This is a genomic window from Vibrio sp. La 4.2.2 (assembly GCF_027586995.1).
Lineage (GTDB): Bacteria > Pseudomonadota > Gammaproteobacteria > Enterobacterales > Vibrionaceae > Vibrio > Vibrio mediterranei.
This window is the reverse complement of the sequence record NZ_JAPPTJ010000003.1, coordinates 318,274-343,014: the sequence shown is the minus strand read 5'-3', so window position 1 is coordinate 343,014 and position 24,741 is coordinate 318,274. Positions and strand designations below refer to the sequence as shown.

General features: G+C 44.1%; 22 protein-coding genes. 9 read left to right on the top strand and 13 right to left on the bottom strand.

Annotation, left to right across the window (positions count from 1 at the left end):
* Positions 1–469: 469 nt before the first annotated feature.
* Complete coding sequence (ubiG, locus tag OH456_RS07915) at positions 470–1,180, bottom strand: bifunctional 2-polyprenyl-6-hydroxyphenol methylase/3-demethylubiquinol 3-O-methyltransferase UbiG (protein ID WP_038228201.1); 711 nt, start codon at positions 1,178–1,180, stop codon at positions 470–472.
* A gap of 312 nt (positions 1,181–1,492) precedes the next feature.
* On the opposite strand from ubiG, the gene gyrA reads away from it, so the two are divergent.
* Positions 1,493–4,135, top strand: a complete 2,643-nt coding sequence (gene gyrA, locus OH456_RS07910; protein WP_240206670.1) for a DNA topoisomerase (ATP-hydrolyzing) subunit A — start codon at positions 1,493–1,495, stop codon at positions 4,133–4,135.
* A gap of 61 nt (positions 4,136–4,196) precedes the next feature.
* Here the strand turns inward: gyrA and OH456_RS07905 are convergent, their stop codons facing one another.
* Positions 4,197–4,811 (bottom strand): DsbA family protein, encoded by a 615-nt coding sequence (locus OH456_RS07905; protein ID WP_270033225.1) that lies wholly within the window; start codon positions 4,809–4,811, stop codon positions 4,197–4,199.
* A gap of 150 nt (positions 4,812–4,961) precedes the next feature.
* On the opposite strand from OH456_RS07905, the gene OH456_RS07900 reads away from it, so the two are divergent.
* Positions 4,962–5,597 carry an SDR family NAD(P)-dependent oxidoreductase gene (locus OH456_RS07900; RefSeq protein ID WP_240206671.1) on the top strand — a complete coding sequence of 212 codons (636 nt, stop codon included), beginning with the start codon at positions 4,962–4,964 and terminating at the stop codon, positions 5,595–5,597.
* A 69-nt stretch (positions 5,598–5,666) separates the two neighbouring features.
* Here OH456_RS07900 and OH456_RS07895 read toward each other — a convergent pair whose 3' ends face one another.
* The 3 genes from OH456_RS07895 to cls form a co-directional block, all read right to left on the bottom strand.
* Positions 5,667–5,981 carry a DUF6693 family protein gene (locus OH456_RS07895; RefSeq protein ID WP_006072214.1) on the bottom strand — a complete coding sequence of 105 codons (315 nt, stop codon included), beginning with the start codon at positions 5,979–5,981 and terminating at the stop codon, positions 5,667–5,669.
* Positions 5,982–6,037: 56 nt separating this feature from the next.
* Positions 6,038–7,243, bottom strand: a complete 1,206-nt coding sequence (locus OH456_RS07890) for a cystathionine beta-lyase (protein ID WP_006072215.1) — start codon at positions 7,241–7,243, stop codon at positions 6,038–6,040.
* Between the two features lie 142 nt (positions 7,244–7,385).
* Positions 7,386–8,843: a cardiolipin synthase gene (gene cls, locus OH456_RS07885; protein ID WP_038228207.1), complete on the bottom strand. Its 1,458-nt coding sequence runs from the start codon at positions 8,841–8,843 to the stop codon at positions 7,386–7,388.
* A 509-nt stretch (positions 8,844–9,352) separates the two neighbouring features.
* On the opposite strand from cls, the gene OH456_RS07880 reads away from it, so the two are divergent.
* The 3 genes from OH456_RS07880 (at position 9,353) to OH456_RS07870 (ending at position 12,434) form a co-directional block, all read left to right on the top strand.
* Positions 9,353–10,696 carry a sodium-dependent transporter gene (locus OH456_RS07880; RefSeq protein WP_270033224.1) on the top strand — a complete coding sequence of 448 codons (1,344 nt, stop codon included), beginning with the start codon at positions 9,353–9,355 and terminating at the stop codon, positions 10,694–10,696.
* Between the two features lie 92 nt (positions 10,697–10,788).
* Positions 10,789–11,475 carry a TIGR01621 family pseudouridine synthase gene (locus OH456_RS07875; RefSeq protein WP_270033223.1) on the top strand — a complete coding sequence of 229 codons (687 nt, stop codon included), beginning with the start codon at positions 10,789–10,791 and terminating at the stop codon, positions 11,473–11,475.
* Positions 11,476–11,501: 26 nt separating this feature from the next.
* The gene (locus OH456_RS07870) at positions 11,502–12,434 is read left to right on the top strand and encodes a class I SAM-dependent methyltransferase (protein ID WP_270033331.1); all 933 of its coding nucleotides are present in this window, start codon (positions 11,502–11,504) and stop codon (positions 12,432–12,434) included.
* 59 nt (positions 12,435–12,493) lie between these two features.
* On the opposite strand, the gene OH456_RS07865 is transcribed toward OH456_RS07870, so the two are convergent.
* Positions 12,494–12,949 (bottom strand): META domain-containing protein, encoded by a 456-nt coding sequence (locus OH456_RS07865; protein ID WP_006072222.1) that lies wholly within the window; start codon positions 12,947–12,949, stop codon positions 12,494–12,496.
* A gap of 229 nt (positions 12,950–13,178) precedes the next feature.
* On the opposite strand from OH456_RS07865, the gene OH456_RS07860 reads away from it, so the two are divergent.
* From OH456_RS07860 to OH456_RS07850, 3 genes are all read left to right on the top strand, one after another.
* The gene (locus OH456_RS07860) at positions 13,179–13,433 is read left to right on the top strand and encodes a DUF1289 domain-containing protein (RefSeq protein WP_006072224.1); all 255 of its coding nucleotides are present in this window, start codon (positions 13,179–13,181) and stop codon (positions 13,431–13,433) included.
* Positions 13,434–13,643: 210 nt separating this feature from the next.
* Positions 13,644–14,606, top strand: coding sequence for a response regulator (locus tag OH456_RS07855; RefSeq protein WP_268666683.1), 963 nt, complete (start codon positions 13,644–13,646; stop codon positions 14,604–14,606).
* Complete coding sequence (locus OH456_RS07850; protein WP_006072227.1) at positions 14,603–15,556, top strand: sensor domain-containing diguanylate cyclase; 954 nt, start codon at positions 14,603–14,605, stop codon at positions 15,554–15,556. The genes OH456_RS07855 and OH456_RS07850 overlap by 4 nt, the downstream gene beginning before the upstream one ends.
* Here OH456_RS07850 and OH456_RS07845 read toward each other — a convergent pair.
* Together OH456_RS07845 and OH456_RS07840 are read right to left on the bottom strand one after the other, a co-directional pair.
* Entirely contained in the window at positions 15,553–16,776 is a 1,224-nt protein-coding gene (locus OH456_RS07845) for an MFS transporter (RefSeq protein WP_270033222.1), read from the bottom strand. The two genes, OH456_RS07850 and OH456_RS07845, sit on opposite strands and share 4 nt — an antisense overlap.
* Positions 16,777–16,866: 90 nt before the next feature.
* Entirely contained in the window at positions 16,867–18,006 is a 1,140-nt protein-coding gene (locus tag OH456_RS07840) for an acyl-CoA desaturase (RefSeq protein ID WP_236109716.1), read from the bottom strand.
* Positions 18,007–18,256: 250 nt separating this feature from the next.
* On the opposite strand from OH456_RS07840, the gene OH456_RS07835 reads away from it, so the two are divergent.
* Positions 18,257–19,639, top strand: a complete 1,383-nt coding sequence (locus OH456_RS07835; protein ID WP_270033221.1) for a nucleobase:cation symporter-2 family protein — start codon at positions 18,257–18,259, stop codon at positions 19,637–19,639.
* 84 nt (positions 19,640–19,723) lie between these two features.
* Here OH456_RS07835 and OH456_RS07830 read toward each other — a convergent pair whose 3' ends face one another.
* Genes OH456_RS07830 through ugpB form a run of 5 tightly spaced genes read right to left on the bottom strand, consistent with a single transcriptional unit; the run spans position 19,724 to position 24,733 of the window.
* A complete protein-coding gene (locus OH456_RS07830) occupies positions 19,724–20,536 on the bottom strand; it encodes an HAD-IIB family hydrolase (RefSeq protein WP_270033220.1) in 813 nt (270 codons plus the stop codon).
* On the bottom strand, positions 20,529–21,635 hold the full coding sequence (locus OH456_RS07825; RefSeq protein WP_270033219.1) for a sn-glycerol-3-phosphate import ATP-binding protein UgpC: 1,107 nt from the start codon (positions 21,633–21,635) through the stop codon (positions 20,529–20,531). The genes OH456_RS07830 and OH456_RS07825 overlap by 8 nt, the downstream gene beginning before the upstream one ends.
* Positions 21,636–22,484 carry a sn-glycerol-3-phosphate ABC transporter permease UgpE gene (ugpE, locus tag OH456_RS07820; protein WP_006072237.1) on the bottom strand — a complete coding sequence of 283 codons (849 nt, stop codon included), beginning with the start codon at positions 22,482–22,484 and terminating at the stop codon, positions 21,636–21,638.
* Positions 22,484–23,365 carry a sn-glycerol-3-phosphate ABC transporter permease UgpA gene (gene ugpA, locus OH456_RS07815; RefSeq protein WP_006072238.1) on the bottom strand — a complete coding sequence of 294 codons (882 nt, stop codon included), beginning with the start codon at positions 23,363–23,365 and terminating at the stop codon, positions 22,484–22,486. Before ugpA ends, ugpE begins: the two co-directional genes overlap by 1 nt.
* 60 nt (positions 23,366–23,425) lie before the next feature.
* The gene (gene ugpB / locus OH456_RS07810) at positions 23,426–24,733 is read right to left on the bottom strand and encodes a sn-glycerol-3-phosphate ABC transporter substrate-binding protein UgpB (RefSeq protein WP_270033218.1); all 1,308 of its coding nucleotides are present in this window, start codon (positions 24,731–24,733) and stop codon (positions 23,426–23,428) included.
* Between the last annotated feature and the right edge of the window lie 8 nt (positions 24,734–24,741).

Below are 24,741 nucleotides of genomic sequence, written 5' to 3'. Positions count from 1 at the left end.
AAACAATATGAAGCTTCGCTTTTATGAAATTTTGTTGAGTCTTAGCGATAGCTTCGTGATCAATGTCACCCTATACGTTTCGGCTTCCAACACAAGATATAGGGGTCATCTTAACTACGAGTTACAAGATAGTGCTATAGCGGGAGATTTTCAAGTTTGAGAAATTGAATGTCTTGTGGATAACTAGGGGAAAGAAAAATTTCAGTTAGTAGATACTTACCACTGAAGATAGACCTGACTTAGTAGTGAAATTTGCGTGCTAGCAGATTGGTTTTGTTTTAAACAAAGACGAAAAAAAATTCCTTGATCTTTGCCAATTTTTGGTTGTTATTCTTTAGCTCAATAAAACTGCGATATCGGCACACAAAATCGGCGAAAGTGTCTTGTTTTTGTAAATGATTTGTGTGTGAAAATTAACGAAGCTGAGTGCCAATTAACCGAAGGAAATTGGCACTAGATATAGAGGAACTTAAAGCGACTTTTCGGTGAACACGATGTAGTTCACATCGACACGATTACCCAGTTTATAGGTATCGGTTAGTGGATTATAGAGAAGTCCTGTAATCCCTTTCTCCGTAAGGTCAGTTTTATCGATCATCTTGATAAGTTCTGAAGGCTTGATGAATTTGTCATGTGAGTGTGTGCCATCTGGAACTATTTTAAGCAGCTTCTCTGCACCAACGATAGCAAATAAGTAAGACTGCAAGTTGCGGTTAAGGGTGGAGAAGAACACTTGGCCACCAGGCTTAACCAGTTTTGAACATGATGCGATGACTGATGCAGGATCTGGCACGTGTTCTAGCATTTCCATACATGTTACGACATCATATTTGCCTGCGTTTTCAGCGGCGTGCTGTTCTACTGTACTTTGCACATAGGTCAGTTTGGTGCCTGTTTCTAATGCATGCAACCTGGCGACTTCAAGCGGCTCTTTACCCATGTCTAACCCTGTAACCTCAGCACCTTGTTTCGCCATGCTTTCTGCAAGGATACCGCCGCCACAACCTACATCAAGAACGGTTTTACCAAACAAGCCATTGGCCTTTTCTAAAACATAATTGAGTCTGAGAGGGTTGATTTGATGTAGTGGTTTGAACTCACCTTCAAGATCCCACCAGCGACTTGCCATCTCTTCAAATTTCTTAATTTCGTTGAGGTCTACGTTTTGTTGCTTATCCATATATGCCAAGAGTTTTGTTCCAAGGTTGCGACGCAGTATACCGCAAATTGGTTTGGGAAATATCTTCTCGTAGGCAGAATCCTCAGAAATCTTTATCCAGCACACTATTTATCTGATTAATTGACGGTTTTTTCGCCGATTTTCAGAGTCATAGATTGGAAATGTGCAAATTGTGGACGTTTGAATCGCAACCAAGGTCACAACATGATAAAAGCGAAGGGAAAGTGATGCCGAACACGGTATTAATGTGTTATATTTTGTCACCTTATACGTATCGAGTATACGATCAAAATATAGAGGGATATTGGCTCTATGAGCGATCTAGCTAAAGAGATCACGCCCGTAAACATTGAAGATGAGCTGAGAGGCTCTTATCTCGACTACGCGATGTCAGTTATCGTGGGTCGTGCTCTTCCAGATGTGCGTGATGGTCTAAAACCTGTTCACCGCCGCGTTTTGTTCGCGATGAATGTTCTAGGTAATGATTGGAATAAACCATATAAAAAGTCTGCCCGTGTGGTCGGCGATGTAATCGGTAAGTATCACCCACACGGTGATAGTGCGGTATACGACACCATCGTTCGTATGGCGCAGCCTTTCTCACTTCGCTACATGTTGGTCGATGGTCAAGGTAACTTCGGCTCGATTGATGGCGACTCTGCGGCGGCAATGCGTTATACCGAAGTCCGCATGGCGAAAATCGCTCATGAGTTGCTAGCGGATCTAGACAAAGAGACGGTTGACTACGTTCCTAACTATGATGGAACTGAACAAATTCCAGCCGTACTACCGACAAAAATTCCAAACCTTTTGGTTAATGGTGCGTCAGGTATCGCTGTAGGTATGGCGACAAACATTCCACCACATAACTTAAACGAAGTTATTGATGGCTGTTTGGCATACATAAAGAATGAAGACATCACGATTGACGAGCTCATGGATTACATCCCGGGCCCAGATTTCCCGACAGCGGCACTGATCAGTGGTCGTAAAGGCATCATCGATGCTTACAAGACGGGTCGTGGTAAGGTCTACATGCGTTCTAAAGCAGAGATCGAAGAAGACAAGAATGGTAAAGAAACCATCATTGTTACCGAGATCCCTTATCAGGTGAACAAAGCTCGCTTAATCGAAAAGATTGCAGAGCTAGTTAAAGATAAGAAAGTAGAAGGCATTAGCGCACTACGTGATGAGTCTGATAAAGACGGTATGCGCATTGTTATCGAATGTAAGCGTGACGCAGTAGGTGAAGTGGTTCTAAACAACCTGTACTCACAGACTCAGCTGCAAACAACATTCGGCATCAACATGGTTGCCCTAAACAATGGTCAGCCACAGCTGTTCAACCTTAAGGACATGCTGAAGTGCTTTGTTGATCACCGCCGTGAGGTTGTGACGCGCCGTACTATCTTCGAACTTCGTAAAGCAAGAGACCGTGCTCACATTCTAGAAGCGCTATCTCTAGCACTTGCGAACATCGATGAAGTTATTGAACTTATCAAGAACGCACCAACACCAGCTGAAGCAAAAGTAGGCCTGGTTTCTCGTGGTTGGGAGCTAGGTAGCGTAGCTTCTATGCTAGAGCGCGCTGGTACCGATGCAGCTCGTCCAGATTGGCTAGAAGACCAATACGGTATTCGTGACGGTCTGTACTACCTAACGGAACAACAAGCTCAAGCGATTCTTGAACTTCGCCTACACCGTTTAACTGGTCTAGAGCATGAGAAGATTCTTGATGAGTACAAAGCACTTCTAGAAGAAATTGCAGAACTGATGCACATTCTTGCAAGCACAGAGCGCTTGATGGAAGTGATCACCGAAGAACTTGAACTAGTTCAAGCAACTTATGGTGATGAGCGTCGTAGTGAAATCACAGCGGCGGTTCACGACATTGATATGGAAGAGCTAATCGCTCGTGAAGACGTAGTAGTCACTTTGTCTCACGAAGGTTATGTGAAGTATCAAATCCTAAGCGACTACGAAGCGCAGCGTCGTGGTGGTAAAGGTAAGAGTGCGACTAAGATGAAGGAAGAGGATTACATCGAGCGTCTGCTTGTTGCAAATACTCACGACAATATCTTGTGCTTCTCTACGCGCGGTAAGACTTACCGTCTGAAAGTGTATCAATTGCCACTCGCAAGTCGTACTGCTCGTGGTAAGCCTATCGTTAACATTCTTCCACTAGAAGAAGGTGAGCGTATTACGGCGATTCTTCCTGTAAGTGAATTTAGCCCAGAGAAATTTATCTTTATGGCGACTGGTGACGGTACCGTTAAGAAGACTTCTCTAGACCAATTCTCTAACGTTCGTGCAAACGGCCTAATTGCTGTAAACCTACGTGATGATGATTCGCTAATCGGCGTTGATATTACCGATGGTCAAAGTGACATCATGCTGTTCTCGAAGCAAGGTAAAGTAGTTCGATTCAGCGAAGACAAAGTACGTGCTATGGGTCGTACTGCGGCAGGTGTCCGTGGTATGAAACTGGCAGATGAAGACCAAGTGGTGTCGTTGATTGTTCCTTCTAACCAAGGTGACATTCTAACCGTGACACAAAATGGTTACGGCAAGCGTACTGAGCTTGAAGAATACCCAACGAAAGGTCGTGCAACACAAGGTGTTGTATCTATCAAAGTTTCTGAGCGAAACGGTCCAGTAGTTGGCGCGATTCAAGTTGAAGAAGGCGACGAAATGATGATGATCACCGACGCAGGGACGCTAGTTCGTACTCGTGTTGCTGAAGTGAGTCAGGTTGGTCGTAATACTCAAGGTGTTACGCTTATCCGCACCGCGTCTGACGAGTCAGTCGTTGGTTTGCAGCGTATTGATGAAGTCGAAGAGTTAGAGTTGCCAGAGGGCGAAGAAGTTGAAGCAAATGCAGAGACTCAAGCGCCAGAATCTGGAGATTTAGCGGCTGACGACTCAGCGGCTGACGATTCTGCTACTGAAGACTAATCAACATTTGTAGTGAAAAACCTGTCTCAATGAGACAGGTTTTTTTTCGTCTCTAGAACGTTCAGAGTTGTTGTTTGACTAAATCGATTGTTGTGTTGGGATTTTTATAATCAATGGGTAGCTCAACAAGGATGTCATCATGGGCTAAAAATAAAGAAGGAAAGCTGTTACCGCCAATGCTACGAGCAAATCTTATCTCTTCCGAAAGCTGCTGACTGATCTCAGCTGAAAGAAAGTCATGTCTAAATGCTTCAATATCTAGTCCAACCTGTATAGCTAAGTCGAAAAGTACTTCTGACTCACTCGGATTCTTTGCTTCAAGATAATACGCCTGCTGTATAGCACGATACATGTCTTGTTCGGACTGCTGCCTACGTGCAGCCAGCACCGCGCGGCAGGCTGGGTAAGTGGAGCGTTTAGGCGTATTTAAGGTCCAAAAATCATGATTAAACTCAGTGCCTAAATAACTTTCGATTTTGCGCCAATAAGAGGCGATTTGAGTTTGCATTTCTGATGGCATTGGTACGTTGGAGTCGGGGGCTAAGCCTCCGAGTACGTATTGAATGTCTAGTTGGTCATCCAACTGTGTCTTAATCAAATTCCAAGTAGGTGCATAACCCCAGCACCATGAGCACATCGGGTCATAAACATAATACAGTTTCGCAGCTTTACTCATAAGATCATCCTTGTCTCTCGCTAAACGAAGAGTGTAATGGTTCACCTTATCATGAAAAATTGTCTTATAACCCACACTTGTTTGATTTAACACCTAGACTGGTATTTTTGATAGTGTAAATTATTATCATTATCAATGTGGGGTGTTGAAATGAAGAGTATTACTATTTTTGGTGCAAGCAGTGGCCTTGGCTTGGCTGCCGTTCGCTATTTTGCAAGTCAAGGAGTGGAAGTTATTGGTGTTGCAAGAGACCCGAAAAAGACCGACGAACTGGCCAGCTTGTGCGTTCAATTAATTGCTTGTGATGCAACTAAACAGCCGGATGTCGAGGCAGCGGTGGAATGTCTTCCGAAAGACACCGTAGTGTTGTCAACCATGGGCAGCTTTAGAGCCGAAGTACCTGTCGATTATCTCGGACACCGTCACTTGATAGACGCACTGGAGACAAAAGGTATTGAACGTTTCCTGTTGGTTACTTCATTAGGATGTGGAGATTCATGGAAGTTTCTTTCGGAGCGAGCGAAAGCAGGCTTTGGGGCAGCGGTAAGGGAGAAGTCCTTAGCTGAAGCTTGGTTAGCCAGCAGTCAACTGGAATACACAGTATTGAGACCTGGTGGATTGAAAGACGGGGAAGTGACAAATTGTGGGGAGTTATCGCAAGGAGTTGAAGTACATGGTGCGATCACTCGAAGTGAAGTCGCTCGCCTTGCACATCAAATTTTGTTGAACGAGGCGTCAATTGGTCAGATATACCAGTGTGTTGATCCGACGGTGAATTATAACTAAAGGAAATTTTCTACAGAAATACACGAGGCTCATCAACATGTCGATGAGCTTCATTGATTATCTGTAATGCTACTCTACTCGGGTGTGATTGAGTGCGTAATTCCAAACACGATAAAAGTAAAATACATAGCCGATCCCTAATGTCAGTATTGAAATAACAAACCAGAGCAATACATGACCTAAGTCGCTAAATAGATCGATATCACAGTCCATTCTTCGCTCTCTGCCGGATTCATCAATGACGTAAGTGCGATTAATGATGAACTTGGAAAATGAATAAGGGAAGAAAAACAGCGCGATGCCAAACGTGACAATGCTGAGAATTAACCAGATGAGTAAGTGGCCCAGAATGTCAAAGATAGCGACATCTGCTCGTAATCTCATAAGAGTACCTTATCGTAAATTAAATATGGCTTTCAACACTGAAAGCCATTTGAGGTTTATTGGGTAAGAGTTTGTTCTTGTATAACGGAATTATAGCGCTCAAAGCCCTGCTTGAGATCGTTAATCAGATCATCAATGCTTTCCAGCCCAATGTGAAGTCTAATTAGCGTCCCTTCAAAATTAGGGTTGGCTACCGTTCGTAATGAATTGAAGCTACTTGGTTCATTTGCCAACACTAAGCTTTCGAATCCACCCCAAGAATAACCCATACTAAAGTGCTTCATACCATCCAAAAATGCCGTTGTTGCTTTGGTATTACTGGTCTTAAGGATAAAGCTAAATAGCCCATTGCCGCCGGTGAAATCTCGGTGGAAATATTCACTGCCAGGGCATGTATCTAGGGCAGGGTGACGCACATGGTCGACTTCGGCACGCGTTGCTAACCACTTCGCAACTTGCAAACTGTTCTCTGCATGTTGGCGCAGCCGCACATCAAGCGTACGAATGCCACGAAGTCCTAAGTAGGCATCATCTGGAGAAACACATTGTCCCATCAGATAGCTTTGTTCACGCAATTGATCCCAGTACTTTTCGTGAGTCACTGCCGTACCCAGCATAACGTCGGAGTGACCAACGATGTATTTAGTAGCTGCTTGAATAGAAACATCGACCCCGTGTTCAAAAGGTGAGAAATTCACACCAGCGCCCCAAGTATTATCAAGCATGACGATAATACCGGTTTCGTGTGCGATCTTAGCCATCAAAGGAACATCTTGAACTTCCATTGTGATAGAGCCAGGTGATTCCAAAAATAGAATTTTGGTATTGGGCTGAATTAGTTCACGAATGCCTTCACCAATCATCGGATCATAGTAGGTCGTTTCTACCCCCATTTTCTTCATGATTGAATCACAAAAATCGCGCGTTGGTTCGTAGCAAGTATCCACCATCAGGATATGATCACCAGTCTCAACAAACGACAAAATGGCGTTAGAAATAGCGGCCGTGCCACATGGGTAGAGCGCGCATCCAACACCACCTTCAATTTCAGTCATAGCATCTTGAAAGGCAAAGTGTGTGTTAGTGCCTCTGCGTCCGTAGAACAGTGTCTTGTTGGCTCGGTTGATGGTGGCGTGCTTTTTTTCCGCCACGGTGTCAAAGACAACGGTAGAAGCTCGTTGTACAGGCGGGTTAACTACGCCGTTAGTCCATTTCTTACTGCGGCCAGCAGTTACAAATTTGGTGGTCTTGCTTTCTGACATTTAGATTCCCTGTCTTAGCCTTGAACTTTCGTGTAGGAAGGCGAGTTTTTAAAAGAGGATAGACGCAATAAAACACGAAGGCTAAAGAGTTTCAAGTCTTTAGCCTTCATAAAACGTTGTCGGGTAGGAGTGAAATCTAAGGTCAGAGCAGTGGGTTGAAGAGATAAAATAGTCTTTCAAAAAATCTATGATAAATACTTCTTTGCTTCCACACGCTGTAGTCGACTAACTCCGAGCGCTGAATATAGCTCGATTGTAGCTGGTGCATCTCTTTGGTGAAGCTTGGATCTTCCACAGCAAGGGTCACTTCAAAGTTAAGCCACAAGCTGCGCATGTCCATATTGACGGTTCCCACTAAGCAAAAGAGCTCGTCGATAACAACCGACTTAGTATGTAGTAAACCGCCATCAAACTCGTAGATTTTGACACCAGCGGAAAGTAAGTCAGTGTAAAATGCGCGTGATGCCCATTTCACCATAATCGAGTCGTTATTCTTCGGGATAATGAGCTCAACGTTGACCCCTCGTTGTGCGGTTGTTTTGATCGTTTCCAACAAATCAGCACTAGGTACAAAATAAGGTGTGGTGATTCTTACCGACTCTTCTGCCTGATGCATTGCGAGGGTGAGGACTTGCCCAATTAACTGGTCTGGCATACCTGGCCCAGACGGTACGACCTGAACTGGTTTAGAGTCTTTAGGGATCTCTATAGCGCATTCGGGTTGAGCTGGTAGCTGTCGATCGCCTGTTTCTACTTCCCAGTCCCAACAATGTATTGCAGACAGCACATTGACTGTAGGACCTTCGATACGGACCATAATATCAATCCATTGGCCCACGCCGGAGTTTTGCTTGAAGTAAGCGGGGTCGACCATGTTCATTGAGCCGGTGTAAGCGACTTCATCGTCTATAACGATGATTTTTCTGTGCTGACGGAGATCTAAGCGACGTAGGAAAATACGCCAAGGAGACACTTCTAGCCCTTCGACCAGTTCAATACCCGCATCACGCATCATTTGTGCCCAATGACTCTTTTTGAAGAACGTGGGGCTACCGGCGGAGTCAAGAAGGACTTTAACGTCTACACCGCGTTTGGCGGCTTGTATGAGCGCTGATGCAACCGAATCCGCCAATCCACCTGGATACCAAATGTAGAACACCATACGAATGCTCTCTTTGGCTTGCTCAATATCTTTGATCACTGATAACAGGATCTCTTGTGGTGTAGTTTGTAGCTGAAGTTGATTACCACATAGAGCTGGAATGCCCATTCTGTTGTTACACAGATGGTCGATTTTCGAAATATGAGTGCCTAACCCATCGGTAACATGTGCGTTGCAGTCATTCAGTTGATAAAACCAGTCACCAAATGGATGGAACATTTCCCTAGCTCGATCTGCTCGCTTTCTTCCTAGGTTAAGTTCACCAAACATGAAGTAACATAAGACCCCAACGACTGGGATGATGTATATCACCATTAACCAAGCGAGAGAAACGCTGACGGCGCGGCGTTTTAGTACAACGCGCAAAGTGACACCAGCCACTAGGACCCAATAAAGTCCGATGCCTGCGAGAGTAAGAAAGTGGTATACCTTGTCCATTATGCCTCGATAGAAAGACGCTTTCGCAAATAATAAGCTCAGAATCAAGTATTTGGAATAGTTAGTTGCCTGTCAAATACAACCTGTTACACAAGCCATAAAAATTAATGAAATAGGTAATTTCTATACAAATCGGCGTTGTTTTGATGACGATGTTATTAGTATCGAAGCACGGCATACCAAGTCTTAAGAGAATAGGAGAGTTGCTTAGTTGAGGGGTTTACAGTTGATGGAATAAACCGCAAACTATCGGCAAAGCGAATGGAAAATGGCCAGTTGGAAGTTTGGCGCTTCCAATTTTAAAGATAAGCTGTTTTACTTGCTATATCGCTCTTGGATATAAATTTCATATGAAGTGTAAACTAAAGATTACACTTCATATATTTAAAAGCAAAAGATCGTGAGCACAGGGATAGGCTGCCAATCAAAGGCAGCTTTTTTGTGCGCCAAAATCATCTCATGGACAGCCGCAAACTCGTCTAGTTAATAGACACATATGGTACATACTGATGGCAAGTTCCGATAGAGGCCAATTCTCTTCTCGCTTTGGTTTTATTATGGCTGCTGCTGGTTCAGCAGTGGGTTTAGGTAATGTTTGGGGGTTCCCGACACAAACAGCCAGTAATGGCGGGGCCGCATTCCTCCTTATCTATCTTTTGATGATGGCTCTACTTGCTTTCCCAATGCTTGTCGCTGAGCTTACAATTGGTCGATATGGGCAATCTAACCCCATCGGATCACTACGAAAGATTTGGACAAATAATCGTTTATTAGCGGTGTTTTTTGGTACCACTGCTATGCTAACTGCATCAATGATCTTGAGCTTTTACGCCATCTTAGCTGGCTGGTTAGTTGGCTTTGGAATCTCTCCAATTATGAAGTTAATTGGCTTACAGCAGTTTTCTGAATGGTTAATCACCTTTGGAACAGGACGCAACGTCCTCTTGACCGTCATATTTATGTTGATGACAGTGTTTGTGGTACGCCGTGGTGTCGCAGATGGTATCGAAAAATGGTCATCACGATTGATGCCAGTTTTGTTTGCACTGTTTTTGGTTCTCATTATCTACATTTTCACTCAAGACGGTGCTCTCGATGGGTTAAGAATGTACCTCGTTCCTAACTGGGAGCATGTAAATGGGGGATTGGTCGTTAACGCTATGGGGCAAGCATTTTTCTCCCTGTCGCTCGGCGTTGGTGCGATGATGGTTTATGGTTCTTATCTAAGTAAAGATGTCAATATTCCCAAGACGGCGGGTCAAGTCGCCATAATTGATACTGGTGTAGCGTTTTTTGCTGGTTTACTAATTCTTCCAGCAATGTTCGTTGCAAAAGCAAATGGTGTGCAGATCTTTAGTGAAACAGGTCAGCTGATCAGTTCAGGAAATCTTGTATTTACGGTCTTACCAAGTTTGTTTGACTCAATGGGATTAGTGGGAGAGGTGGTTGGTGTCGCCTTCTTCGCTTTAATGGTGATCGCTGCATTGACGTCATCTATTGCTATGTTGGAAGTACCAGTATCGTGTTTGCAAGAAGAATTAAAAATCAAGCGAGAGAAGTCAGCCATTATTCTGGGTGCTGCTATTCTTTTGTTCAGCGTACTCATCGCTGCGAATTTCGATACGCTATTTGATTGGGTAGCTACAGCGTCAACCATGTATATGCAGCCATTGTTGGGAGTGGTTTGGGCTGTGGTTATTGGTTGGGTTTGGAGTCGGAATGCTCTGCTTAAAGAAATTCAACAAGGCAACCCAGAGATCGAGAAAACTTGGTTTTGGCGTATTTGGCCTATTTACGTCAAAGTGGTTTGTCCTATCGCCATCATAATGGTGTTTGCTTACCCATTCTTGTAAGCAATCTACACATTATCGCAAACTAGAAGCTGCTCATTGAGCAGCTTTTGTGTATTATCCCTGCCCATTATTCCTTAGCGATAAGGCATCGTATGTTCGATATTCATTATGAAAATGAGGACTTTGTTGTCATCAACAAATATCCAGGAGTGAGCGTTCATAAAGATGATGGCGACACTATGTTGGTGTCGGACGTTGCAATTGCTATTGGCGCATCGTCACTTCATCTGGTCCATCGACTCGATAAAATGACATCGGGATTACTGATATTAGCCAAACGAGCTAAAGTCGCGGCACAGTTTTCACGCTTATTTGAGCAACGCGACATAGACAAGTATTACCTAGCTATAGGCAGTAAAAAGCCAAAGAAAAAGCAAGGGACGATAATTGGCGATATGGAGCGCTCAAGACGCTCGTCTTGGAAGTTGGTTAATTCAAAGAATAATCCAGCGGTGACACAGTTTTTTTCTGCTGCAGCAGAAAACGGTGAACGGGTCTTTTTGTGTAAGCCGCTGTCCGGCAAAACACACCAAATTCGTGTTGCATTGAAGTCGATTGGTTCTCCAATTAAAGGCGATGCTATCTATAACACGAGTGACAGTTCTGATCGTGGCTATTTACATGCCTATGCGCTGCGCTTTGAGCTAAGTGGCGAGTTGTTTCAGTTTAGGTGTGACCCGCGAGAGGGTTCTCTTGGGGAAAAATGGCGCTCAGCAGAAGTTGAGGACGCTATCGATAAATGGTCACAACCGTGGGAGTTAGCATGGCCGAAAAAATAGAACAGACAAACAGCGAAAACGAGGCGATGCAAGCTAGCCAGTTAGGTGTATTCTTTGAGCAAATCTCAATTGGGCTGTCTCAATCCAATGCAGAGGTAAGACGTCTTTTTCACGGTAGAGGAAAGTGCTGGCTAGGTTTGGAGCAATTAACTTGTGATTGGGCATCTAATCAGTTGCTGGTGAATTTGTTCAAGCCCGTTGATGAGACGTTTATGGCTGTGCTCACGCAAGGGCTTGAGGATTTATCAACTAGCGAACTTTGGCAACAAGTGCAAGGCAAGTCGATTGTCTTACAGCACCGGTACAGTGATGGCGCACCAACAGAAGTCTTATGGGGTGAGCTTGACCAAAGACCAGTTGTCTCAGAGCTAGGTTGTAAATATCAACTCGATATTGGTCGCAACCAAAACTTTGGACTTTTCCTTGATATGAGAAATGGTCGGGAGTGGGTCAAAGACCGTGCTGCTGGAAAGCGAGTCCTTAACCTTTTTGCCTACACATGTGGATTCTCCGTTGCAGCAATTGAAGGTGGGGCAGAACATGTGGTTAACGTTGATATGGCGCGCGCGTCGTTAAATAAAGGACGCGATAATCACCGATTAAATGACCATGACACGTCTAAAGTAACCTTTATGGCGCACGATATCTTTAAGTCGTGGGGGAAGATCAAAAAGCACGGACCCTATGACATCATTGTTATCGATCCTCCGTCGTTCCAAAAAGGGAGTTTTGCCTTGACTAAGGATTACAAAAAGATCTTACGACGTTTGCCTGAACTGTTGAATAAGCAAGGTGAGGTGATGGCGTGTGTGAACTCTCCTAGTGTTACACCAAGCTTTCTGATTGACAGCATGAAAGAAGAAGCACCAACACTTGCTTATATTGAGCGATTAGCTAATCCATCAGAGTTTGCTGATAAAGATGACGATGCCAGTTTGAAGGTATTACTCTTTCGCTAAATAAACTTAAAATAAAAAACGGCACGTTGCGTGCCGTTTTCTGTAGGAAGTAATTGGAATTAGTTCATCCAATCTTTCAATTCGAACGTAAGTGTGTGCTCCGCGCCTTTTAGCTCAAGACCGTTTTTAGTGACGGTGATATCGCTCCAATCTGACAACGTCTTAGACATCGTTTGTTCAATATCCATCGCTGTGCCGGCACACATCTTCATAGTCATCCCCATTTTTTCGATGCGGAATTGACCATCTTTAAGCTCACCTTGACCGAAGAAGTTGTTACAACCAGCATTGCCGTTTGCCGTCATCTTTTCACCGATCTCTAGGCGAGGTGTTTGGTTCTGTTCATCAACTTGAATAGCGTTGCCGTCAATTTGAACCAAGTTCCAATTGTGGTGTTGAAGATCTTGTGCGGTTACAGCTTTCATCGCTTCCTCTTTAGTGTCGTTTGCGGCACAAGCCGTCATTAATACTGGAAGTGCAACTGCGGCAAGTAACTTCTTAGAAAAAATCTTCATATAATTTGCTCCAACTGAATGAAATTATTGACAAGCCTAACTAATAAAACACTGTTTTTTGTCAGGAGTAGGTTATGTTTAGTATAGTGGTTTTTTAATTGGATAAGTGTAAACCATTGCGTAACAGTGATATTGGATTCGCAAAAGCCACATAAATCAGACTATTCTTACTATCCAAGTTTGTTTTCGCTCAAAGAGTGTAGTCCAAATATATGAATAAAGGATGTCGATGGAGCAACTAGAGTTTTTCACCGTACCAAGTCCATGCGTACGTGTATGCACAGTTGATGAGAAAGGGTATTGTCAAGGATGCATGCGTAAGCGTGATGAGCGTTTTAATTGGTTGAGCTTTACCACCGCACAGCAACTTCATATCATTAAATTATGTCGTCAACGTTATCGCCGCAAGCTAATGCAAGGCAAAATACCGGTGACAAACGCAATACTGGAAGACGACGACAGCCCTCAACAAGATTTGTTTTAATAACTGTTGATGCTCGTGATTAATTATATTCCCCTGTTGACCAACTCTAAACCGCAGCACCTTCCGCATTGGCTCAGTTAGTTTTTGTATGCTTTAACAGTATGATGTATTTAAAATGAAAATGTGATCTTAGTTCAAATTGATACTGGTATCCCAGATGGAATTCTGTTTATTATAGGTTAGTCAATTATCAATAATATTAATGGATTCATGCGGATACTTATATGTGACGATTCAAAGGTAGCAAGAAGAAGTCTAGCGAGTTTTATCGCAAGCTCTTTTGATGGTGAGATCATATTTGCGGAAAATGGCCGCCAAGCACTTGAAACAATGCAGTGCGATACCATTGATATTTTATTTCTTGATTTAACGATGCCTGAAATGGATGGCTTTGAAGTACTCACAGCTCTTCAAGAATTCAGCCATCAGACCAAAGTGGTCGTAGTGTCTGGCGACATCCAAGAAATTGCTCAACAACGCTGTTTCGATCTTGGTGCTTATGCATTCATAGAGAAGCCGTTAAAAGCAGAATCGGCAGTCCCTCTATTTCATGATCTGCAGATCCCAATTCATCATGCGCATTCTTCAAAGCAGTCATTTAGCAAACAGCAGATGTTTGAACGTTTCCAAGAAACGTCGAATATCGCTTTGGGGGCAGGTGCTGCAACGATTTCAGAACAGCTTAAAGAGTTCATTCTACTCCCGGTTCCTAGAGTCGGCGAGCTGACGTTTAGTGAGCTCACCATGATGATTCAAGATACCCTAAACCGTGACAATAGCTGCGCTGCGGCACAGCGGTTTGTAGGTGGAGGTTTACATGGTGAGGCACTAGTTTGTATCGAGGGTGAGTCGGTTGCACAAGTGGGACGACGTTTAGGGTATGACGATGGTGAAATTTCCCACGATGAAATTGTTGTCAATTTAGTGAATGTCCTCGTTTCTTCTTTCTTAGTATCGTTATCGGAGCAACTAGGGTTAGAGTTCTCGTTACGTGAACCGTTAAGAATAGAAGATTTCAGTCCCGAAAACTCGATGCTCAATGCTAATGAAAACGTATTTACGATTGAATATACCTATGATGCAGAAGCATTAGACTTATTCTGCTCCGTGTTGTTTATGTTTGATGTGGAATCCGTGGAGATTATCCACCGTCAAATGGAGCTTTTACAATGACCACTATGACACTCGAGCTTTCCGACTTTCATTGGACGATGCAGTTGCTGGATACGCTAGATGCGGGTCTTATTGTGGTAGATCGTGAATACAATGTCTGTGCATGGAATAGTTTCATGCAAAACTATAGCGGTATTAATGCAGACAGCATTATGGGCAAGTGCTTGTTTGAAAGTTATCCCAATCTTCCTGAAAAGTGGTTAAGAGCGAAACTGGAATCGACTGGAACTCTAAAAACTCGGGGCTTTTCAAACTGGGAAGATCGTCCAATTATCTTTGAATTCAAAAACTTCTCACCTGTTTCACAAGGCTTGCTCAACATGTACCAGAACATGGTGATTACGCCACTTAAGTCTCCCCAAGGAGATGTCACGCATTTTGCTATTATGCTGCAAGATGTGTCGGACATTGCTAAGAGTAAAATGCACCTCAAGCGCTCCAATGAAAAGTTGACGGAGTTAGGTCGCACAGATGGACTTACTGGACTGTTTAACCGGGCTTACTGGGAATCACAGTTTATTGAGGAATTTAATTCGGTACAGACCACGGGACGTACGTCAACGCTGGTAATGTTCGATATTGATCATTTTAAACGTGTCAATGACAACTATGGCCACGCCACTGGCGATAACGTGATCAAAGAGACAGCTCAGCAGCTGTTAAAGGCTGCGAGAGGTAGTGATGTGTGTGGTCGCTACGGCGGAGAGGAATTTGCCGTTTTACTCACCGACACGACAGCAGATCAAGCGTCGTATTTTGCAGAAAGGTTGCGTAAACGAGTAGAGGAGCTCTGTTTAGAGTTCGATGGTCAGTCACTCCAATACACCATTAGCTTAGGTATCACCGAGTGCAGCGCTGAAGATAATAATCATGTAGATTGGCTAAAGCGCGCGGATAAAGCCCTTTACCAATCCAAAGAAGCTGGTCGTAACGCCACGTCCATCCTCTAGCACTGTTTATCTTTTAATTCAAAGCGCTGCTGTTCAATAGGCAGCGTTTTGGTTTTTGGCAGTTTAACTAGTACCCAACTTGCAAGCATGGCAACAACAAGACCGCTTAACGCCAAAAAGCCCACCACGTTGGCAATCTTATCGTGATCTAACAGAACCCCCACGATGTAAGTACCAATAGAGAACCCTAAGGATACGGCGGCTGCCATAAACCCTTGCGTTGTTGCAGGTCGATAAGGGCTAATTTCGTCCGCAAGAGCGGCAATAGAAATGTCGTTCCACGCACCATTGATAATGGAGATTAATATCAGAGAGAGCGGTAAAAGCGCCATAATATTGTGGCCGAACATAAACCAGATACTGATGCCTACAATTAGGTTTACTATCACGGTGATGAACCAAAGAGAGTGGGCTCCATGAGTTGCCATCCAAGTTCCTGCGGGTGTAAGTGCGACGAGGGTGACAAGTGCTGCGATAGCCATTCCGAATGCGGAACTCGATACGTTAACGCCAAACCCTTTATCAATAATGACTGGTCCCATCTCCACCATATTTGAACCCACAAACATAGACATCAATACGCAAACGACGAATCCAAACCAAACAACTTTAGAATGGCTACGATCGGAATTCGTGTTTAATTCATGAGGTTCAGTAATAAAGACCTGGGTCTTGGGTGGATAAAGAACTGTAACGACGATCAACAACAGGTCGAAGGCAAAGAGTGTGCCCAACTGTATATTCACGGATAGCTGCAAATAGTCAAGACAAGCAATGGTTACGCCAGTCACGGCTACCCCAAGCATTTGAATTTGGAAAAGGTGTTTCAGTGCGTTTGACTGGCTTTTTGGCGAACTATTTAAGCGTAAAGCAAGCGTTGGATTGAGAATAAGCAGGAGGTTACTGCCAAGACCAATCAAACAGGCAATACCCCAGTAATGCCATTGAGTTGTAGAAACGAAAAGTAATAGCAGTAATGCGCTGGCATGACATATGAGTGCTAGTAGGTGCATAGGTTTATGAAGCATGTATTTATCGGCGATAGAACCAAGCAAAGGAGCAGTTAAGCCACTTAAACCTAAAATCAACATCACTTGACCAACGAGTAGCGCGCTGTTGGTCCGGGATAGGATGAGAGGGGCAACAATGATCGCGAGACCTATCCATTGAACAATGCCCATTGACGCTTGGCTTAGCTGCCATAAGTTGCTTTTTTTCATAGCAAAACCATGTGATAAATACGGCAGAAAGTATAAAAAAAAACGAGCATCAATGATGCTCGCCCAGTGTCAACTTAATTGACTACCACATTAGCTGATCGCTAGCCTAGGGTTATTAACCATACTGTACCAACGACGTCTTTGTTCTTTTAACGTTAAATCTAATTGCTCTATTCGCACTCGCAATAAAGCTTGCTCATACTTTTCTTTGACATTGGATTTTGCCGACTTGATAAGTTGAGTCTTTAGTTCGTCGCATTCATTCAGTTTGCTGATCAAATGTTGCAATTCTTGTTCAATCACCGAATGAATTTGCTCTGCGTTGGGAAGTTGGAAGATTTTGCCCTTGGCCGTTTGCATGGTTTGCAACAGACGCGCTTTCTCAATGCGATAAGGTGACACGCGTTTTAGTCCCTTAGCTAGCCCAAGATAAGCGCAAGAGCGTATTAACCATTTAGTCGGATCAAACTGCCACCAACGAATGCCATTTCGATAGTCATGCTCAAAGATATGGTGGAAGTTGTGGTAACCCTCACCAAACGTAACAAACGCTAAAATCCCGTTGTCCCGTGCCGTGTTTTTGCTGGTGTACGGCTGAGAGCCCCAAACATGAGCTAATGAGTTAATAAAAAAGGTCGTGTGATGACTGAGTACCAATCGTAGTGCACCAACAATTAGTATGAAACCGATCAGATCGCCATAAATTGCTCCCAGAGCAATTGGGATACCGAAATTGGTGAGTAGGGCAAGGGCGACATAATGTTTGTGTTGCCACATCACCACCTTGTCTTTTTGAAGATCTCGGCAGTTACGATAATCATCGTATCGTGCGGCTTGATACTCCCTAAGCATCCATCCGATATGTGAGTACCAAAAGCCTCGCTTCGCTGAGTATGGGTCTTTGTCGTTATTGTCGACGTGTTTGTGATGAACACGATGGTCTGAAGACCAGTGCAATGCGCTATTTTGAAGAGCAAAGGCACCACCAATAGCAAATAGGTATTTCAGTGAATTGTGTGCTTCGTATGCCTTGTGTGACCACAGCCTGTGATAGCCCGCTGTAATGGACATACCACAAAATACAAAGGCAATGAGTAACCAAACCCAGTGTGCAAGGGTATAACCGTGTGTCACGCCATACCATGTGGTGCCTACTGTGGCTAGGATAAAAGTGCCAAGAAAAATCGTGACGTTTAACCAAATTATCGGGGGCTTGTGAGCCGTGTTCATACAATAACTCCATTTAAGCTTACACGTGTTCGCTAGAATATCAGCGTACACGTGTAAGTCAAAGAATAAGTTGTTACAGTGTTTAACGGAAAATTGCACCAATACTAGCTATCGACGGGTGAAAGTGGTGCGATATGATGCATGTAATTTGACTAAATCTTTTGAAAACAGAAGGTTAGTTAATGGTATGCATATTGCTTTAACCTTTGTGGTCTTAGTTGTATACAATCAAAAATACATAGGGAATCACATGGAACAGCAACATAGCAGTGACTTAATCTACGGACTGGATGATAAACCTTCGGTCAAAGCCGCGAGTTACGCCGCACTTCAACATGTTTTGGCGAGTTTTGTCGGCATTATTACCCCGACATTAATTATTGGAGGAGTGTTAGGACTTGGTGACCATATCCCATACCTTATTGGTATGGCGTTGATGGTCTCAGGAGTAGGCACTTTTATACAAGCGAAGCGAATTGGCCCAATTGGTGCTGGCATGATTTGCGTTCAAGGGACAAGCTTTGCTTTTTTAGGCTCTGTCTTGGGGGCAGGCTTTCTTGTTAAGGCTAACGGAGGAGGACCGGATGAAATGCTCGCGACCATTTTTGGTGTGTGTTTTTTCGGTGCTTTTGTTGAAATTATCTTGTCGAGATTAATCGATAAACTTAAAGCGGTCATCACTCCTGTTGTCACGGGCATTGTGATTACGACTATTGGTATTTCGCTGATCAAAGTGGGTATTACTGACATCGCTGGTGGTTTCGGCGCCGAGGACTTTGGCTCTGCATCTAACTTAGCACTAGGCGGTGTAGTTTTGGCAACCATAGTGATTTTAAATTTGAGCCGCAATACCATGGTGAGATTATCTTCGATTCTAGTTGGGTTATTGATAGGGTGGTTAGTGGCGATGATGTTGGGAAAAGTCACCATGCCAGACTTTTCATCGCAACCATTTCTGAGTATTCCTATCCCTTTCAAGTACGGATTCGCGTTTGATTGGCAAGCTTTTCTACCGATTGCTTTTATCTATCTGATTACCGCTATTGAATCGACGGGTGACCTAACTGCCAACTGTCTGTTTTCAAGGCAGAAGATTGAAGGTAAGCAGTACATAAAACGAGTAAAAGCGGGCGTGTTGGCAGATGGCATAAATTCAATGATTGCAGCGGTGTTTAATACCTTCCCGAATACCACCTTTAGTCAAAACAATGGGGTGATTCACCTGACTGGAATTGCCAGTCGTTACATTGGATACTTCATTGCTGGCATCTTATTCTTACTTGGTCTGTTTCCAATACTTGGAGCTATCTTGATGACGATACCGAAGCCTGTGTTAGGCGGGGCAACCTTGGTAATGTTTGGTACTGTGGCTGCAGCAGGCATCAAAATCATCGCAAGCGAAACACTAGATAGACGCCGAATTATGACTATCGCTATTTCACTGGGGCTAGGGTTAGGCGTTATGCTGGTACCGGATTTGCTAAAAGAAGCCCCCAAACTGGTACAAACTATATTGGGGTCACCAGTGACAATGTCGGGCATCGCGGCGTTAGTGATTACTGGATTGCTGTCATTGGTGAAAGACAAGCCGCAAGAGACTGTGTTGAAATCTCAGTCTTTACCTGAGGCGTAATACCTTTCTGCAACGAACATAATCAGGTATTTAGTCGAGATAGAAAGGCCGTCGTTAATAGACGGCCTTTTGGTTATCGTTAAATTAAGCACTGTGACGAGCTTCGACCAGTTGCTGAGCCAATTCAGCAAATCCGTATCCACCATTAGCACTAGTTATATAACTGGGTTTCGCCCGCAGCTTTGACAGCAAAGGCGTTAGGTTATTTACGCCAAATGTAATGGGTAGCCAATCAAACATCGACTCGTCATTGAGTGAATCACCAATGTAGGTCAGTGTTTCCAATGCAAATACGTTCTGGTTACCGCTTACTTTAAGGTACTCTTCGCTGCTGAATCGCTTACTGTGTTCACCTAGCCAAACATTGATGTGAATGGAACTCTGAGTGGCTTTCACTTTTTGTCCGTTAACGACTAGCGAGCGAATCTCATTGAGTAGTCGTGTGCTAACATCGTCTGCGACAGGTTCACGGTCTTGTCCGAGGTTAATAGCAACATCGCAAAATCTATAACTTTGGTCATTAGCAAACTCGATCCCAGGGTAGTGAACAAGTAACGTTTCTAGACGCTGTAACAGTATTTTCTGGTTGCTTCTCATCTCGTCCATCGGTTGTAGTGAGTGGACGTGAAATCCTTGTTGGTTTTTCATCATCCAAAATGCACCATTTTCCCCAATGACACCATGAACTGGCCACAGCTTGGCAATTTGGTCACACCACCCAGCGCAAGCGCCAGTGACAGCAACGACTTTAACCCCACTCGACCTTAGTTTATTGAGGGCGAGTAATGTCTCGGGAGGCAATGCTCCTTCCCAAGTCAATGTATCGTCCACATCGGTGAATAGCCATTCGATCTTTCTCGCTTGATGTGGCGATAACGCAGATAACGACTTAGGCATTAATGACCTCTTGCTGAAGAGTAGTGTGATCGTTGAAATGAAGGCGCTTTGAGGTTTCACTGCTGAAAAGATGAAGATGCTGTCGATCAACATCAATACCAAGTTGGTCACCAATGGCTATTTTAGAGTGACCTTCGACACGGACGACCAGTTTTTGAGGCTCACTTCCGGATGTTATGCAATAGAGCAATAGATCAGCCCCTAATGCTTCGATGAGCTCAACTTCTACATGAAACCAAGGGTCAATGTCGTTTAGCGTCAAATGTTCAGGCCTTAGCCCTAGTTTGACTGAGCCAAGGTTTAGAGCTTTGGTATCCATTTTGAATAGCGATGAACCTAGTTCTATACCTTCAGCGGATATTTTGGCGTCGAGAATGTTCATGGATGGTGAACCAATAAAGGTTGCCACAAACAGAGATTCTGGATAGTCATAAATATCTAAAGGAGTGCCCACTTGCTCAATATTACCTTTATTGAGTACCACTAACTTATCGGCTAGTGTCATGGCTTCGACTTGGTCGTGCGTAACATATACCGATGTAGTGCCAAGGCGACGCTGTAGGCGTTTTATCTCAAGCCGCATTTGAACTCTTAGCTTGGCATCCAAGTTGGATAAGGGCTCGTCAAATAAAAAGACTTTTGGTTCGCGCACAATGGCGCGGCCCATAGCCACCCTCTGACGCTGACCTCCGGAAAGCTGCTTTGGTTTTCGGTCTAATAAATCATCGAGCTCGAGCATTTCCGCAGCTTGGCCGACAAGGCGCTGTATTTCCGCTTTTGGCATTTTGCGATTGCGTAGTCCATAGGCCATATTGTCGTATACCGTCATATGCGGGTATAACGCATAGTTTTGGAATACCATTGCAATATCGCGTTCACCGGGTTCTAGCTCGTTCACGATGTTGTCGTCGATACGCAGAGTACCTGAACTGATTTCTTCCAATCCGGCTAGCATACGTAGCAGGGTGGATTTGCCACAGCCACTTGGGCCAACAAGGACAACCATCTCACCGTCATCGATGTCGAGGTTGATATTAGGGATCGCTTGGTAACCATTTGGGTAGCATTTAGCGATATTTGAAAGAGTAAGCGTTGACATTTATTTCTCCGAATCTACCAAGCCTTTGACGAATACTTTTTGCATAGCGATAACCACGATGACTGGCGGTAACATGGCGATGATGGTGGTGGCCATAATCTTGTTCCACTCGATCACGCCATCGACGACGCCAAGCATTTGTTTAATACCCATCACTATGGTGTAGTACTGGGCATCAGTGGTAATGAGTAATGGCCAGAGGTATTGATTCCAACCATAAATGAAAGTGATCACGAATAGCGCTGCAATATTGGTGCGTGAGAGAGGAAGCAGAATATCGAAAAAGAACTTAATCGGACCTGCGCCATCAATGCGTGCCGCTTCGACTAGCTCATTCGGCACGGTCATAAAAAACTGCCTGAATAAGAATGTTGCCGTTGCACTCGCGATGAGAGGAATGGTTAATCCCGAAAACGAGTTAAGCATGTTCAAATTAGTGATGACTTCGAACGTCGGCATGATTCTCACTTCGACCGGTAACATTAACGTGAAAAAGATCATCCAAAACGCAATCATTCGTCCAGGAAAGCGGAAAAAGACCACAGCATAAGCCGATGTTATTGAAATAGTCAGTTTTCCTATGGTGATACACAGCGCCATGATAAGAGAGTTGGTCAGCATGTGTGTGATTGGAAGCGCGTTGTTATTAAATGTACTTTCATTGCTCAGCAGGTCTGAGAACACACTAAATCCCAGATCGCCAAACCATAACGGTGTGCCTGTTGCAAACTCAGTGTTCTCATGTGTCGTCGCTACCAAAGCGATCCACACCGGTAAAGCAATAGAAACAATGCCTAGTACAAGAATAATGTGGCAAAACACATTGAAAAGAGGTCTTCTTTCTACCATTAGTACGCTACCTTTTTCTCAACGTATTTGAATTGAATAACGGTCAGCATTGCTACCAAAACCATAAGAATTACCGACTGTGCTGCTGATGAACCAAGATCGAGTCCGATAAAGCCATCGTTATACACTTTGTATACCAGCGTCGATGTACTGTTACTTGGACCGCCTTGTGTCATTGCATGAATAATGGCGAAGGTGTCGAAGAAAGCGTAAACAAAGTTAACCACGAGTAAGAAGAAGCTGGTTGGGGAAATAAGCGGAAAGCTAATCGTTAGAAAGCGTTTCACCGGACCACTACCATCAATTGCAGCAGCTTCGTGCAACGATTTAGGAACCGATTGCAAGGCAGCTAAGAAGAAGAGGAAGTTGTAACTGATCTGTTTCCAGGTTGAAGTTATTACTACCATCCACATGGCATGACTTCCGTTTAATGTTGGATTCCAATTAACCCCAAACCAATTCAAAATATCGGTAACAACCCCAATGGTTGGGTCAAACAAAAATAGCCATAGAGATCCTGCAACAACGGGTGCTACCGCGTATGGCCAGATGAGAAATGTACGATATACCGTGGCACCTCTAACGATATGCTCAGCAAAAGCAGAGAGAATGAGCGCACTGACTAATGCCAGCAGTGCAACGCTGATACTAAATTGGATCGTAGTGAAAAAGGAATCAAGGTAATAGCTATCGTTGAGAAGCTTAGTAAAGTTCTCTAGACCAACAAACTCACGGCTGATGCCAAACGCATCCTCCAACTGAGAAGACTGAAATACAGCCTGACCTGCGGGCCAAATAAAGAAGACAAGGGTAATAATTAGCTGAGGTGCAATTAACGCATAGGGCAGCCATTTATTTTTAAAAACAACTTGTGATGACATACGGTGTACCAAAGAGCCGTCATTCTCAATTAGAAAATGACGGCGAAAAGACAAAGACAATTATTTTTGTGTGCGTTCAAAGCGGCGCAACTGCTCGTCACCACGACGAACGGCATTGTTAAGTGCAGACTTAGCGGACGCTTTACCTGCCCACACGGCTTCTAACTCTTCATTAATGATGTCGCGGGTTTGTAGGAAATTACCAAAGCGAATGCCTTTTGAGTTCGCTGTTGGTGTTGTTGATGTCATTTGCAATACCGCAGTATCCGTTCCTGGATTTGCTTGGTAGAAGCCTTGTTGTTTAGTCAGCTCGTAGGCTTGTTTGGTGATAGGTAGGTAGCCAGTGAACTGGTGCCAATCTGCTTGAACTTCAGGGCTCGACAAATACGTGAAGAACTTAGCTACACCTTTGTATTCTTCTGACGTATGGCCTCTAAGTACCCAAAGTGATGCACCGCCAATGATGGTATTTTGTGGCTTTGCAATTAGGTCATCATCGTACGGAAGCTGCGCAACGCCTACATCAATGCCCTTCATGTTCTCTTTAATCCCCGCTAGACCAGCAGAAGAGCCCATAGTCATCGCACACTCTTGTGTGTAAAAAAGAGGCATGCCATCTGATTGACGGCCGCCATATTTGAAGATGCCTTCTTTTGACCAATCGCCCAGTTGTTGGATGTGTTTTACATAAGGCGCGTCATTGAATTTAAACTCAGTATCAAAACCACCGAAGCCATTATTCTCAGTCGCCACAGGAATGTTGTTACGTGCACCGAAGTTCTCTATTTGAGTCCAAGATTGCCATGTGGTTGTGAAGCCACATTTCGCTCCTGACGCTAACAGCTTACGCGAGACCGCTTCCATTTCCTTCCAGGTTTTTGGTGCTTCTTTGATACCCGCTTTTTTAAACATGTCTTTGTTGTAGTACATCACAGGTGTTGAGCTGTTAAACGGCATAGACAGCATCTGTCCATCGTTCGTAGTGTAATAGCCCGTTACCGCGGCAAGGTAGTTATCTGCGTTAAATGGTTCTTTAGTATCAGCCATTAGCTCATAAACAGGGTAGATAGCTTGCTTAGCACCCATCATGGTTGCGGTACCTACTTCGAATACCTGTACGATTGCTGGTTGCTCTTTTGCTCTGAAAGCAGCAATGGCACTGGTCATGGTTTCTGCGTAGCTACCTTTGTACACTGGCTTAATCTCGTATTCGGATTGGCTAGCGTTAAAGTCGGCGGCAATTTCATTGACCTTTTGACCTAAAGCGCCACCCATGGCGTGCCACCATTCAACCTCGGTTTTCGCGTGTGCTTGAACACTGATAACTGCCATTGTTGCCGCAATTGCCGTGAGGTGCTTAATAGACATATCTTTTC

Bases quoted from the DNA above. Each gene is read 5' to 3' on its own strand.
- gyrA (WP_240206670.1), top strand. From the start codon at position 1,493: ATGAGCGATCTAGCTAAAGAGATCACGCCCGTAAACATTGAAGATGAG.
- OH456_RS07880 (WP_270033224.1), top strand. From the start codon at position 9,353: ATGGCAAGTTCCGATAGAGGCCAATTCTCTTCTCGCTTTGGTTTTATT.
- OH456_RS07875 (WP_270033223.1), top strand. From the start codon at position 10,789: ATGTTCGATATTCATTATGAAAATGAGGACTTTGTTGTCATCAACAAA.
- ugpA (WP_006072238.1), bottom strand. From the start codon at position 23,365: ATGTCATCACAAGTTGTTTTTAAAAATAAATGGCTGCCCTATGCGTTA.
- OH456_RS07825 (WP_270033219.1), bottom strand. From the start codon at position 21,635: ATGTCAACGCTTACTCTTTCAAATATCGCTAAATGCTACCCAAATGGT.
- OH456_RS07830 (WP_270033220.1), bottom strand. From the start codon at position 20,536: ATGCCTAAGTCGTTATCTGCGTTATCGCCACATCAAGCGAGAAAGATC.
- OH456_RS07870 (WP_270033331.1), top strand. From the start codon at position 11,502: ATGCAAGCTAGCCAGTTAGGTGTATTCTTTGAGCAAATCTCAATTGGG.
- OH456_RS07895 (WP_006072214.1), bottom strand. From the start codon at position 5,981: ATGAGATTACGAGCAGATGTCGCTATCTTTGACATTCTGGGCCACTTA.
- ugpE (WP_006072237.1), bottom strand. From the start codon at position 22,484: ATGGTAGAAAGAAGACCTCTTTTCAATGTGTTTTGCCACATTATTCTT.
- OH456_RS07840 (WP_236109716.1), bottom strand. From the start codon at position 18,006: ATGAACACGGCTCACAAGCCCCCGATAATTTGGTTAAACGTCACGATT.
- OH456_RS07855 (WP_268666683.1), top strand. From the start codon at position 13,644: ATGCGGATACTTATATGTGACGATTCAAAGGTAGCAAGAAGAAGTCTA.
- ubiG (WP_038228201.1), bottom strand. From the start codon at position 1,180: ATGGATAAGCAACAAAACGTAGACCTCAACGAAATTAAGAAATTTGAA.
- cls (WP_038228207.1), bottom strand. From the start codon at position 8,843: ATGGACAAGGTATACCACTTTCTTACTCTCGCAGGCATCGGACTTTAT.
- OH456_RS07845 (WP_270033222.1), bottom strand. From the start codon at position 16,776: ATGAAAAAAAGCAACTTATGGCAGCTAAGCCAAGCGTCAATGGGCATT.
- OH456_RS07850 (WP_006072227.1), top strand. From the start codon at position 14,603: ATGACCACTATGACACTCGAGCTTTCCGACTTTCATTGGACGATGCAG.
- OH456_RS07865 (WP_006072222.1), bottom strand. From the start codon at position 12,949: ATGAAGATTTTTTCTAAGAAGTTACTTGCCGCAGTTGCACTTCCAGTA.
- OH456_RS07890 (WP_006072215.1), bottom strand. From the start codon at position 7,243: ATGTCAGAAAGCAAGACCACCAAATTTGTAACTGCTGGCCGCAGTAAG.
- OH456_RS07860 (WP_006072224.1), top strand. From the start codon at position 13,179: ATGGAGCAACTAGAGTTTTTCACCGTACCAAGTCCATGCGTACGTGTA.
- OH456_RS07900 (WP_240206671.1), top strand. From the start codon at position 4,962: ATGAAGAGTATTACTATTTTTGGTGCAAGCAGTGGCCTTGGCTTGGCT.
- OH456_RS07905 (WP_270033225.1), bottom strand. From the start codon at position 4,811: ATGAGTAAAGCTGCGAAACTGTATTATGTTTATGACCCGATGTGCTCA.
- ugpB (WP_270033218.1), bottom strand. From the start codon at position 24,733: ATGTCTATTAAGCACCTCACGGCAATTGCGGCAACAATGGCAGTTATC.
- OH456_RS07835 (WP_270033221.1), top strand. From the start codon at position 18,257: ATGGAACAGCAACATAGCAGTGACTTAATCTACGGACTGGATGATAAA.